Origin of the sequence: Clostridium sp. C2-6-12 (assembly GCF_009928485.1) — a bacterium.
Classification (GTDB): Bacteria; Bacillota; Clostridia; order Clostridiales; family Clostridiaceae; genus Clostridium.
In genome coordinates this window covers 247783-260643 of sequence record NZ_JAABNP010000001.1, presented here as the reverse complement: position 1 = coordinate 260643, position 12861 = coordinate 247783, and the positions used below count along the sequence as shown (strand labels likewise).

General features: G+C 28.7%; 12 protein-coding genes. 2 read left to right on the top strand and 10 right to left on the bottom strand.

What is annotated here, in order from left to right; translation table 11 throughout:
• Positions 1 to 65 precede the first annotated feature (65 nt).
• A complete protein-coding gene (locus tag GXK56_RS01140; protein ID WP_160683749.1) occupies positions 66 to 1019 on the bottom strand; it encodes a cadherin-like beta sandwich domain-containing protein in 954 nt (317 codons plus the stop codon).
• 486 nt (positions 1020 to 1505) lie between these two features.
• Here GXK56_RS01140 and GXK56_RS01135 point away from each other — a divergent pair, with 486 nt between their 5' ends.
• Positions 1506 to 1871, top strand: a complete 366-nt coding sequence (locus GXK56_RS01135; protein WP_160683746.1) for a hypothetical protein — start codon at positions 1506 to 1508, stop codon at positions 1869 to 1871.
• A gap of 65 nt (positions 1872 to 1936) precedes the next feature.
• Here the strand turns inward: GXK56_RS01135 and GXK56_RS01130 are convergent, their stop codons facing one another.
• The 3 genes from GXK56_RS01130 to GXK56_RS01120 form a co-directional block, all read right to left on the bottom strand.
• Positions 1937 to 3646, bottom strand: coding sequence for a cadherin-like beta sandwich domain-containing protein (locus GXK56_RS01130; protein ID WP_160683743.1), 1710 nt, complete (start codon positions 3644 to 3646; stop codon positions 1937 to 1939).
• A 356-nt stretch (positions 3647 to 4002) separates the two neighbouring features.
• Positions 4003 to 4467, bottom strand: a complete 465-nt coding sequence (locus GXK56_RS01125) for a phage tail protein (RefSeq protein WP_160683740.1) — start codon at positions 4465 to 4467, stop codon at positions 4003 to 4005.
• A gap of 168 nt (positions 4468 to 4635) precedes the next feature.
• Complete coding sequence (locus GXK56_RS01120) at positions 4636 to 5871, bottom strand: cadherin-like beta sandwich domain-containing protein (RefSeq protein ID WP_160683738.1); 1236 nt, start codon at positions 5869 to 5871, stop codon at positions 4636 to 4638.
• A gap of 564 nt (positions 5872 to 6435) precedes the next feature.
• Between GXK56_RS01120 and GXK56_RS01115 the strand changes: the two genes are divergently transcribed.
• Positions 6436 to 6666, top strand: coding sequence for a hypothetical protein (locus GXK56_RS01115; RefSeq protein WP_160683735.1), 231 nt, complete (start codon positions 6436 to 6438; stop codon positions 6664 to 6666).
• A 302-nt stretch (positions 6667 to 6968) separates the two neighbouring features.
• Here the strand turns inward: GXK56_RS01115 and GXK56_RS01110 are convergent, their stop codons facing one another.
• From GXK56_RS01110 to GXK56_RS01090, 6 genes are all read right to left on the bottom strand, one after another.
• Complete coding sequence (locus GXK56_RS01110; RefSeq protein WP_279283031.1) at positions 6969 to 7160, bottom strand: Uma2 family endonuclease; 192 nt, start codon at positions 7158 to 7160, stop codon at positions 6969 to 6971.
• Positions 7161 to 7163: 3 nt separating this feature from the next.
• A complete protein-coding gene (locus GXK56_RS01105; RefSeq protein WP_160683733.1) occupies positions 7164 to 7547 on the bottom strand; it encodes a HEPN domain-containing protein in 384 nt (127 codons plus the stop codon).
• Positions 7540 to 7854, bottom strand: coding sequence for a nucleotidyltransferase domain-containing protein (locus GXK56_RS01100; RefSeq protein ID WP_243155974.1), 315 nt, complete (start codon positions 7852 to 7854; stop codon positions 7540 to 7542). Before GXK56_RS01100 ends, GXK56_RS01105 begins: the two co-directional genes overlap by 8 nt.
• 4 nt (positions 7855 to 7858) lie before the next feature.
• The gene (locus tag GXK56_RS27935; RefSeq protein WP_207710247.1) at positions 7859 to 7996 is read right to left on the bottom strand and encodes a hypothetical protein; all 138 of its coding nucleotides are present in this window, start codon (positions 7994 to 7996) and stop codon (positions 7859 to 7861) included.
• 160 nt (positions 7997 to 8156) lie between these two features.
• A complete protein-coding gene (locus GXK56_RS01095) occupies positions 8157 to 10301 on the bottom strand; it encodes a methyl-accepting chemotaxis protein (RefSeq protein ID WP_160683730.1) in 2145 nt (714 codons plus the stop codon).
• 430 nt (positions 10302 to 10731) lie between these two features.
• On the bottom strand, positions 10732 to 12729 hold the full coding sequence (locus GXK56_RS01090) for a methyl-accepting chemotaxis protein (protein ID WP_160683727.1): 1998 nt from the start codon (positions 12727 to 12729) through the stop codon (positions 10732 to 10734).
• Positions 12730 to 12861: the final 132 nt, after the last annotated feature.

Genomic DNA, 12861 nt, shown 5'->3' with positions numbered 1-12861 from the left:
ATTTTTATATTTTTCCAAAACAAATATTTACATCCTTTTTGACTATTACATGCCTACAATAGCTATTAATTAGTTAAAATGCCTTTTTCACTTAATTGGTATCCATTTACATTTGAGTTTTTAATCATCTTGCCTGTTGAATCTAAATAGTACCAGTTTCCATCAGTTTCTTGAAGCCAACCTGTTTTCATACTTCCATCACCATTGAGATAATACCAGTTTCCATCTGAATCTTCCAGCCATCCCATTTTCATAACTCCACTTTTACTTAAGTAATACCAATTTGAATTTAAACAAACCCAACCTGTTTTCATTTCTCCATTTTCATTAAAGTAGTACCACTTTCCATTATCTTGGAACCATCCTGTAGCTCTAGCTCCATCTTCTTTTAAGTAGTAATTTATTCCTGTATTTTTATCAAACCACCACATATTTTTCAGAACTTGTCCTGTTCCATCTAAATATTTTAGTTTTCCATCAATTCTGTTCCATTCATTGAATTTCTTTGTTGGATTTTTTATTTCAAATGTTTGAGCTGCTGCTCCTGTAGTTACATTAGTTCCTGTTGCTCCATTTGTATTTAAGGTATCTCCTCTATATACATTTAATGTGTAGGTCTTTTTATCATCATCACTTTGAACTTCTATTTTTATAGTGTTGTTGCCTTCATCTAATTTTATCTTTTTTTCATAATCATTTTTACGTTCTACACTATAACCATTAATGTCAACTAAGTAATCATCATACTCTGGTTTTGCTTTAACATAGATTTCAGAAGTATCTTTTTTAACATTAACATTATATTCAGTTTCATCTTTATCAAAGCTGATATTTCCTTCACTTAAATAGATTCCATCTAAATATGCTATATCATCAAATTCATCATCATCGTCGTAATGATGATGTGATGATGCATACACTTTAGTTGTTCCTAATCCAAAATCATTTGCTGGTAATATCCCTGAAACTGCACCTAATACAAGACTTGTAGCTATTAAAATTTTAATTTTATTATGCATATTTTTTCCTCCTAAAAACTTTTCTATTATATTTCATTTTCTATTTTTCTTGACTAACATAGTATTATAGTAATTATTTATTATTGTTTTAACTTCAGTTTATAATTGAAGTTTATTCTCCCACCTAATTTTATAAGTAAATATAACTGCATTGCTCATTTTATTCATAAAATATTATAAAAACAAAATACTTATGAATATATAACTATTATACTACATTTTTCTAAGTATACTATATGATTCTAAATAATTTGTTATTGAATTATTAATTTTTTATAAATCTTTGTATAATATCCATATATCATCCAATGACAAATCTCATTAAAAGTTTTCAAGTCTAACAAGCTGATAGACGTAGTAACTTTCTCTGATTTATAAAAAATCTTTATCTTCCATGGAATATTATTACTATATTGGGTTTGTACTTATATTATAAATCATTATAACCTATGATATAATATATTTAATTTCTGAGAAAAGCTTGAGGTGATAGAACTGGATAACGAAATATTACAAATTTTAAAAGAAATGCAATGCAGCATAAATAACATAGAATCTAAAGTGGATTCTCTTGAATCTAGATTTGATTCTCTTGAATCTAGATTTGACTCGCTTGAATCTAAAGTTGATTCTCTAGATTCCAAAGTTGATTCTCTTGAATCTAGATTTGATTCCTTAGAAAAAGATGTAAAGGAAATTAAATCTACCGTCAACGTTATTTGTGATCAAACTGCTTCTTTAACAGAATTTAAAACTGAAGTAAATGTAAAGCTTGATAAATTAATTGATTTAGAAAATGTAACTAAAGATAATTGTTATGAAATTGCTAAATTGAGAACTATAATCCATTAATTAAGTTTAAATATGAAAAGAGGCTGTCCATTTTTTTATTGGGCTAGCCTCTTTTTATTTCTAAATTATATTATTAATGCACCGCTTGAAGTAAACTTATAAACCTTGCCATCAATATTCTTAGTTCCTGTTGCCATCGAACCATCTGTGTTGAAATAGTATTTTGAATTAGAATCAATTATCCAACCAGTCTGCATTACTCCATTTTTATTAAAGTAATACCATTTATTATCATCTGAAAGCCAGCCTGTTTTCATTGAGCCATCTTGATTTAAATAGTACCAGTTTTGAGCTTTTGTTTTATCTTCGTTTGTAACCTCTTCTTTATACCAGCCTGTTACCATAGCTCCACTTGAATCTAATAAATATTTATTTCCATCCTTTTCTTTCCAGCCTGTTAGCATAACACCTTTTTCATCTAATAGATACCATGTGCCTTTATCTTTAAACCATCCTGTTTTTCTAAGACCATTTTCATCTAAATAACAATATACTTTTGCATCTTGATCAAACAACCAAGTATTTTTCTTTGGATTTCCATTTTCATCATTGTATTTCCATCCATCAGCAGTTTGAACCCATCCTGGTTTTTTAGTATCAGTGGTTGTACTATTTTGTGTATTGTTATTAGTTGTTGTAGTTTCTGCTTTTCCTCTATTTATAGTTAAGGTATATGTTCTCTTCTTATTATTAACTTCATCTTCAATTGTAACTTTTATGATATTTTCACCTTTTGATAAGGAAATTGTCTTCTCATAATCGTCACTAGACTTAACTTGTTTTCCATCAATTGTAACCAAATATTCATCATCTTCTGGTTCTGCACTTATAGTTATTTCATCTACACCTTCATCTAAGTTTACATCATAGCTTGTCTTATCATCTGAGAAGTCAAGTTTTCCTTCACTTATAGTAAGGTTATTTAAATATATATCATCTTGATTATTTGACGAACTACCTCTAGTTATATTTAAGGTATATGTTCTTTGATTATCTTTATCATCTGTGACTTTTACCTTAATTTCATTTTTACCAGATTTTAAATCTACAGTTTTTCTATAATTATCACTTTTTTCAGCTAAATTTCCGTCTATCCTAACTCTGCTATCCTCATTTTCTGGTTTTGCTGTTATTTTTATTTGCTCAGTGGAGCCTGATACCTTTACATCATAAGAAGTTCTTTGCTTTAAAAAATCTATACTTCCACCTTTGCTTAGTTCAAGCTTTTCTAGATATATTGGATCTTGAGTATTATCTTCGTAAGAACTTTCTGTAGTTTTCTTAACATTTATTGTATATTCTTCTTTGCATATAGTTACATCTTTTTTGTCATCCTTAGACTTTCTATAATCTGATAAGGATTCATATGTTCTTATGTAAAGCGTTGAATTTCCTTTTCCAAGTTTAATTTCTTCACCTGGTTTTATTCCTGTTGCATCAGCCTTATTCGATGTAAATATTCTAACTATATAATCCTTATCTTTTGCTGCTGCATTTATCTTTATTCCATCACTATCATCTGCAAGTTTAACATAATATTCCTTGGAATCGCTTAACTTTACATTATCACCATTATAGCCATCTCGTAAATCAAGAGTATCTCCATTAGTTGATTTTATGACTAATGTCTTTAATTCTTCATCACTTGGATCATATGAAGCTGCATAAGCTGTCTTAACTCCAATACCAAGCCCTTCTGGCAGCACAATTGAAACTGCTTGGGAAGTATTAAACGCAAGTGTAAGTGCAATTATACGTTTTATATTTTTATTCATAAAGCCCTCCTAATTTATATTATATTAATTTCTGAATTTTATAAGTAAAGTCAATTTATAAGTAAACGACTTAATATATATTATAACTCATAATCTTCCTATATTTAATCATATTTCTATAATATTTAACAAAAAAGCTATCAAAAATAAAATTTAATTTCTATTTTTGATAGCTTTCTAAAATAATATGAATAATTATTGTTTAAAAGATCATACTTCAGTAGTTAAATTGGTAATAATACTAATTATAATTATAATGTGAAATTATTACCTAAGTTTATATAAGCTAATTATTTAACCTTGCTGTAAGAAACATTATAAGCAAGTAGAAAATCACCTCAGCTTATATAAATTAATTATTTAACTGTTACTGCTGCACCTGTAGTAGTTTGTCCATCCATAGGGAAAGTTGCTTTGCTAGCTCCTAAATCATTAGATATTATGATTGCTGGTGCTCTAAAATCATATTCTCTTTTTCCAATATTAGTTGTGTCACTTATCATTTTACCAGTTGAATCAAAATAATACCATCCACCTGCGCTGTTTACCCAAGTATCATGAGCCATCATTCCATTAGACCATAAATAATACCAGTTTCCATTAGTTTGAACCCAGCTTACTTGCATTTTTCCATCATTTGAAAAATAGTACCATTCATTGCCGATGTTCTTCCAGCCTCTAGCATTAACTCCATCTTCAGTCCAATAATATGTATTTTGAGAATCTTGTTTCCATTCAGCAGATGCCCCTACTGGCATAACTCCCATGGCAGATACAGCAATTAATGATACTACTGCTAATTTTTTTAAGTTTTTTAACATTTTCATCTCTCCTCACCACAAATATCTTTTTTGTATTATAATATACTAATTTTATGGATTTATATACACAAAGAAAGTTATTTTTAATTTAATAATTATATAATAAAATTTACCAAAATTCAATATAATAACTTGGTTTAATAAGAATAATTATTAATAGATCACTTCTTATTGTATCCAAGCTCCGTTTGATCCTAACACATATTGATCAATTTGAGTATTGGCTGCCATGGAACCATCATTGTATAAATAATAATATTTACCTCCATCAAGTATCCATCCAGTCTTCATAATTCCATTCCAATCTAAATAGTACCATTTTCCATTAACATTTACCCAACCTGTATGCATTTGCCCATTTGCTCCAAAATAATACCAGTTTACACCTATTTTATTCCACTCTGTAGCCATAAATCCGTTATATTGAAGGTAATAGGTTTTAGAATTTACTGGATCAGTAAACAAAGTATTCTTTTTAGGTTGACCTGTTTCATCAATATACTGCCAATTAGCATTTACCTGAACCCATTGATTTTTATTGTATTTTGTATCTGATAAGTTACCATAGGAAATTCCTGTACCTTCTCTTGTTATTTTTAAAGTATATGTTCTATTATCATTATTATCTTTATCTTCAACCTCTATCTTTATTTCATTTAATCCAGAACTTAATGATACAGTTCTTTTATAGTCATCCTCTTCATATACTCTAGACCCATCAATTCTGACAATATCACTGCTGGACTGAGGTACTGCTCTAATAGTCACACTGCTCATATTATCAGGAACACTATACGTATAGGAAACTGTTGATTGTGATAAGGAAATATTTTCTCCATTTACACTAAGTTTATCTAGATATATATTATCATAACTTGATGCCTCTGCATTACTGCTATTTGAAGACCCACTAGTACATTTAACTTTAATTCTATATTCACTTAAAACCTTATCTTTATTATCATATCTTACATTGGATTCTGGTGTCTCACTGTATACTCTTATAACAAGTGTTGTTGTTGATGCTTCATCTATACTAATATCACTGTTAATATTTTTTCCTTTAGCAGAGCTAGAAGTACCTTTAAACACCTTTATGTATGAGGAACTTGGTCCATCTGCACTTATTGATACAGTTCTAAATTCAGTTTTTGCATAATAAGTACTTCCTTTTGAAATGTCGGAACTGTTAATCTTACTGCTACTAGAATAATTATCATTATTATAAAGCTTTATATTGCTGCCACCTGAAGATTCTAATTTTAAACTACTTAAGGCATCAGTAGTATTGGTTGCTCCATAAGTTATTGTTGTTAATAAATTCATATTTGCAGCTGGTGCAACTGCTGAAACAACACTTAATGCCAACACAAATGAAATCATTCTTTTTATACTTTTATTCATGTTTCTTCCTCCAAATTTTTATTTAATAGTGTAAATCCATTTTTATATCCAATTTTTTCATAGCTTACTTTACACTTTTACACTATATTAATTTTATTCAAGTTTTTCATAAGATTATATATTTTTCATGAGATTATATATAATATCTTACCATTTAAATATTAGTTTTACACTTATTCAAATATTAACCTACCTTAATTATATATCAAAACCTCTAAATCTTCTTAGACAATTTTTAAGATTTTCTTATATGTCATATATTTTAAAAACAACTTTTTTATAGATGTATATTTTTACTTATTAGCTATTACATGATACTTATTCATTTACTATCATATGGTTATATGGTTATTTGCTTATTCATTTATTACTTAGTTACTTGTTTGCCATTACATAGTCATTCACTTATTTAAATAGCAACTTAATTTTCTCCAAGTTAAAATTTAGATACTTTTTATGTATTATTAAAAATGTTTCTTCAAATAATAATGGTGTAATAATAATGTGGTGACATTCACCAAGTTCAATAATATTGTGACTGTCGCTAGAATTAGGAGTGATGATATGAATAACGAGAAAAAATCATATAATAATGAAGCTTTAAAGGCAAATTTTGATGAAAAATTAACAAATCCAGCTTCAGCAAATGAAACTTACATGGAGAAGATGAAGGAGGTTTACTTACCTGATGAGCAAAAGGATTCTTCTCCAAGTGAAGAAAGCATAGAAAAAGCAAATGACTTGACCTCTGCTAAGTCAAACCCTGTTGAAGATGCTATTTCAAGAATTGATTAAATAAGGAAATGAATTATTTTAAAGATTCAAATTCCTCATTTATAATTATCAATATGAATATTTAAATTTATCATTTTAATTTATGAATATTTTTTTTATTACTGGTTACAATTATACTGTACCCCATAATACTGTTGCACTAAAGTTTATCATTTTAATTTAGTGCTTATAAAAAGTCCCCATAAGATAGAGATTCTTATGGGGACTTCTTTTTAGTCTAAGCAGCCTAACTAACACAAATTCTACTTTTATTCTTCTTCTACTAATTCAACTTCTGATAAATCTATTTCTAAATTTTCAAATCATATAGATTTAAATTTGTCATTCAATGTACTACTATGCTTTAATTCATATTTATTATCTACTAAATAGTAAATCCATACCTTTTTATTCATTGGTGATATAATCCAACATTCAGCCACTCCATATTCTTCATATAAATCTTTTTTTATTATAAGATCATCATCTGAATTTGATGGACTTAGTACTTCTATAATTTATAATTTTGACCTTACCATCTTATAGATTTCTTCAGATATTTTAATACACTCTTCTGCTTCATAATCACTTACTATAAGTGGATTATCTGCTGGATAACGTGTTTCTATATAATATTGATTTACAAAACCACAATCCTTAATATATTTTCTAAAATCACTATCATGTTTTTCACTCATTTTGCATAAGTATATTAGACTATGCCCGCTTACAATTCCCTCTCCATTATATATTAAATAAGCTTTTAATAATTTTTCAACTGCTTGTTGTGAGTGGAATGCTACTACATCATTTCCGCATTCATGTTCTTTTAATATCTTTGCAGATTTAATATCTCTTTCTGCTTTTTCTATCCAATCTTTATATCTAAGCGTATCAACCATATATTTTCACCCCTGTGTTTATTATAGAATATGCAAAACTGCTTTTATCATTAACACAATTATCCCATTCCTGGCTTGTATATAAAACTAAATCAAATGGAATATTACTTTCTATCTCTATATACATATTTGTTAATAAATCTCTTTTATTTGCTACATCCATAATAATGCATATATCAATATCACTATTTTCTCTAAAAGTGCCTTTTGCTAAAGAACCAAAAAGTATTATCTCTTTAGGATTATATTTTTCTATTACCTGTTTCTTTATATAATCTATTTCTTTATTAAAATCATTAATACTCATTTTTTTAGATACTCCTTCGCTCATATATAACTTTTCCATGCTCATCTATATGTTTCTTCAATTTTTCATTTGACAAACTTTCATAATGAAATAAATCAAAAAAATATGGCATTGAGCATACCTCATTTAAATATTCCTCCACTAAAATCACTCCGTTTTGGTGCTACTTTATCTATTATTAAATATTATATCCCAAAATAAAAAAATGCACTAATTTAATTAGTGCATTTTTTAGCAAGCATAAACTGGTAATTATACCCAGGGGTCAGTCCCCTTTAAAGGAGACTGACCCCTTTTCATTTTTAAATTCTGAATTTATTAATTTCAGAATTTAAAAGTTCTGCCTTTTGCTTTAATTGTTCAGCTTCTTTTAATACATCTGCAATTGCCTCTGTTTGGGTTTGAATTGATGCTGTAACTTCCTCTGAGCAGGCTGCTGTTTCTTCTGAAATAGCTGCAATATTGTTCATTGAGTTAACTACATCATTATTGCTCTTATTCATTTCATTAACAAACTCACCCATATAATCTATTGCATTAGTTATTTGGTCTGTTGCTTGGGCAATTTTATCAAAAGCTTCATTAACTTCATTTACTGAAGTAAACTGTTCTTCTGAAACTACTCTTACATCCTTCATAATACCAACACTTTTTAAAATATCATTTTGAATTTCTAAAATAATATTTTCAATGTTTTTAGTTGCTTCTGCTGATTGTACAGATAACTTTTGAATTTCTGATGCTACTACTCCAAAGCCTTTCCCATGCTCACCAGCTCTTGCTGCTTCTATTGATGCATTTAAAGAAAGTAAATTCGTTTGCTCTGCTATTTGGTGAAGAGCTTGCAATATTTTTTCTATATCAAGAGATTTATTTTTAAGATCTTCTATATTTTCTTGAGTTTTTTCTACAATATCTACAGTAGTTGCAGCCTTTTCTTTAAGCTCATCTACTTTTTGGATTCCGTTAGCAATAGCTTTTGAAGAATTTATTGCTTCATTGATCATTAAATTTGTCTTTTCAGATAATTGATTAAATTCCTGACTCATATGATCTCCAAGTTTAGCACTTTCTTCTGCTGCATATGCTTGATTAGAAGCACCTTGAGCTATTTCCTGAACTGTAACATTTATTTCTTTAGCAACATTTGTAGTTTCATCTGACTTATGTGTTAAAATGTTGGAACTATCTTTTATTTCTTTAGTTAATTCCTTTGTACTGTTAAGAAGATTAGAAATCTTCCCTATCATTTCATTAAAGCTTAAGCTTAAACTTCCAATCTCATTTTTTGCCTTAACTGAAGATTTTACTGTAAAATCTCCTGTAGAAGCCCTCATAAGAAGATCCGATATTTGAATTATAGGCTTTGATATATGCTTTGAAACTACTAAAATCACAATACCTGCAAGTAATAATATAATTACTCCTACAATCAAAGTAGCCTTAATTACTTTGTTAATAATAGCTTTTGCACTTGATTCTTTTTGGATTGTTATAACAGACCAATTATCTGACTTACCTTCAAGTTTTATAGGTGTATAAGAAGCATATAAATTTTCGCCTTTATCTTCAAATTTAGTACTTCCAGCTTTTCCTGACATTACTTGTCCTATTATTTCATTATAACCTTGTGCTAAATCAATTGGCTCCTCTTTTGTATTTCCTGTTTCTACGCCAGTTGTCTTAGTCATTTTCTTGTAGTTATACAGCTGTGCTAAAACTTCATTATCTGGGTGAGCTACTACAACCCCATCTCCATCTATTACAAAAGAGTACCTTCCAGATCCTTCATCTGAATTTTCCTTTATTAATTCCTGAAGCTTGCTTAAATTTATATCTGATGCCATTACTCCTTTAAATTTATTATCTTCAATTATAGGAATAAATACAGATGTAACTGGATTTTTAGTAGAAACTGAATAATATGATTTAGATACAAATGGCGCAGGACTTTCTTTTTCTTTTATAAACCACCATCTATCTGCTCTATTAGCAAGTGCTCCTGCTGATCTTCCTGTTTGCATTCCTGTTTCATCCTGAATATATAATAATTCGAAATATGGATTTCTGCTTGCAGACCCTTTAAGTAAGCCTGCCTTAACCTCTGAAGTCGATGTTTTAAGTTCTGAATTATAAGCTAATTCTTCTGTAACCTTATATGCAGTATCCATAAAAGAAGAAACATTTTTTGATATTAAATTCGAAATCATTTCATTCTTACTATTAATTTCACTATCATAATTTTTTGATAAAATAGTGCTTACACCAATAATTATTACAACAGTTAAAACAATTGAAACTGATAGCATAGTAAAAAGTAATTCACTTTTTATGCTCCTGATTTTTAAATTTTTAGCTATACTTTTTTCTTGACCATTATTTTTTTCATTTACTTGATTTTCATATTTCTCTCTTAAAGTTTTCTTTTTTACACCATTAGATTTCATTATTATCCCCCATTTATTCATTTACAATTTACAGTGTACATTTTGCAGTGTGCAGTGGCAATTTACTTTACATTGTACAATTAACAATTTAAAATCTTATAGTTCAAGTCCTTAAACGATTTCTTAATTTGTTTCACATAGGACTTTTCTACAAATTAAAATTTTTATCCCTAAAATATATTATATTATTACTTTTAATTTTAATTATAACATATAAATATTATTGTTTTAATGTATATAATCTACTTTTTACAAAAAGTACAACTTTTCTACTTAAATTTTACACTTACCTAAACAAACTACTAAGAAACCAAGTTAATTAGTCTCTTAATAGCTTATTTTTACTTTAAATCTGCAATTATAATGTCGAGGTAATTTTTCCCAAGGGTCAGACCCCAGGGGGAATCCCCCTGGGGTCTGACCCTTTAGCTTATACTGTGAATTTATCTATTTCTTTCTTTAATTTTTCAGCTAAATGTTGTAAATCTTCTGTATGCTGGCTAAATCTGTCCATTGTAGCAGATACTTCTTCTGCTGATGCAGTTACTTCCTCTGTTGATGAAGCTGTTTCCTCAGAAATAGCTGAGCTATTTTCTATTTGTGTAACAAAAACCTGCTTTTGAACTTGCATATCATCTATTGAAGTTTTAACATCTCCAACTTTTTCTGTTAGGGTTGTAATAGATAATAATATATCAGTAAATATTAATTCTGTTCTTATTACCGCTTCATTTTGTTCAGAATTAATTTTCTTATTGTTATCCATTGCCTCTACAGCTATCCCCGCTTTTGACTGAATAGCACTTATTATAGACTTAATTTGTTCTGTAGAATTTTGCGATTCTTCTGCAAGTTTTCTAATTTCTTCAGCTACTACAGCAAACCCCTTACCTGCTTCTCCTGCACGCGCCGCTTCAATAGATGCGTTTAGTGCTAAAAGATTGGTTTGCTCTGTTATTTCAGTTATAGCATTAGATATTGAACTAATCATCTGTACACTTTCGTTCATACTTGAAACTATATCCGATACTTTTGTTGTAGCATCCATTGTTTCATTATTTTTATTAATTAATACATTTACAGTGTTTATTCCTTGTTTACTTAAACTCTTAGTTTCTTCTGAAACATTGCTCATATCTTCAGTTGTATCCGCAATTTTATCTAATTTCTTAGATAGATCTTCGATACCAATTGCAGTTTCTTGGGAATTTTCAGCTAAACTGATAGCTCCTTGAGATATCTCTGAAACAGCAAATGAAACCTGTGACATGGACGCTGTTGTTTCTTCTGCCATGCTTGAAAGATTTGCAGTAGTCTCAAATACTGTATTAGAAGTCTGCTTTGCACTTTCTAATAATTCACCTATATTTTTAATCATAGAATTATAGTCATTTGCAAGCTGACCAAGTTCATCCTTTGATTTAACCTCTACAACTCCTGATAAATCTCCCTCTGAAGCTTTGGCAAATACCGCTTTTAATTTATTAATATTTGTAGCAATACCTTTACTTAATATCAATGATAAAATTATTGCTATTACCGCCATTACCACCATTACTATTGCACTAGTTAATAGTATTGCTTTAGTGTCACTTGATAATTCGCTTTCTTCCAATCCAGCTATTAACTTCCAGCCTGTCATTTCATTAGTTTCATATACACCAAATTTTTGTACTCCATAATAATCATAAGCAATAAATCCTTCTTTACCAGACTTAACTTCATTCCAATAAGATAATTTTGTAACTGTATCTCCACCAATTAAGCTTTTATCAGAATGAGCTATCATCACTCCATCTGTGTCAGTAATAAATACAATCCCTGAATTACCTACCTTTTTTTCTGCTATACGATCTGAAAGTGTATTTAATGTTAAATCCAATCCAACAACACCTACAATTTCACCATCTTTTACAACAGCTTGTGCAATCCCAAGAACAGTTTTTCCTGTAACTGCATCTTTATATGGCTTAGTTATTACAGGCTTTCCTTTTGCTTTTATAGCTTCTTGATACCAAGTTCTTTTAGTTGCATCATACCCCTCTGGCATTTTTGCATCAGGATATATTGCAAATTTGCCAGAAGCACTTCCATAATATGAATCAAGAATATCCTTATTGCTATCATTTAAGTTCTTTAACAAGTCAGGTATGTAATCAAAATTCTTCCCATAATCAACATTCACTAAGTTATAATTGTTTGATAACATTGATATTCTCTCAGTAAATCCAGCAAAATAGCTATTTAGTCCACTGTTTACCTCAGAAAGTGTCTGTTCACTTGTAACATTTAATTTTTTGCTAAGTATTGATTTTGATTGGTTGTAGGAAATAAATCCAGTTATAATTAATGGTATTACACAAATCAACACTAAACTAAGAATTAATTTTGTTCGAATACTATGTACATTAAATTTTTTTTGTGACATTTTCTCTCCCCCTCTTATTTTCCCTCTAAAACAAAGACTAATGATCCCAACATAAAGCTCCTTATTTCAATTATCATCATTTTTTTACAAAAGTAATAAGAATTATTTATGTTATTGTTAAATATATACTAA

Excerpts from the sequence above, each read along its gene's own strand:
- GXK56_RS01140 (WP_160683749.1), bottom strand. The coding sequence starts at position 1,019 with ATGCATAATAAAATTAAAATTTTAATAGCTACAAGTCTTGTATTAGGT.
- GXK56_RS01130 (WP_160683743.1), bottom strand. The coding sequence starts at position 3,646 with ATGAATAAAAATATAAAACGTATAATTGCACTTACACTTGCGTTTAAT.
- GXK56_RS01125 (WP_160683740.1), bottom strand. The coding sequence starts at position 4,467 with ATGTTAAAAAACTTAAAAAAATTAGCAGTAGTATCATTAATTGCTGTA.
- GXK56_RS01120 (WP_160683738.1), bottom strand. The coding sequence starts at position 5,871 with ATGAATAAAAGTATAAAAAGAATGATTTCATTTGTGTTGGCATTAAGT.
- GXK56_RS01115 (WP_160683735.1), top strand. The coding sequence starts at position 6,436 with ATGAATAACGAGAAAAAATCATATAATAATGAAGCTTTAAAGGCAAAT.
- GXK56_RS01105 (WP_160683733.1), bottom strand. The coding sequence starts at position 7,547 with ATGGTTGATACGCTTAGATATAAAGATTGGATAGAAAAAGCAGAAAGA.
- GXK56_RS01100 (WP_243155974.1), bottom strand. The coding sequence starts at position 7,854 with ATGAGTATTAATGATTTTAATAAAGAAATAGATTATATAAAGAAACAG.
- GXK56_RS01095 (WP_160683730.1), bottom strand. The coding sequence starts at position 10,301 with ATGAAATCTAATGGTGTAAAAAAGAAAACTTTAAGAGAGAAATATGAA.
- GXK56_RS01090 (WP_160683727.1), bottom strand. The coding sequence starts at position 12,729 with ATGTCACAAAAAAAATTTAATGTACATAGTATTCGAACAAAATTAATT.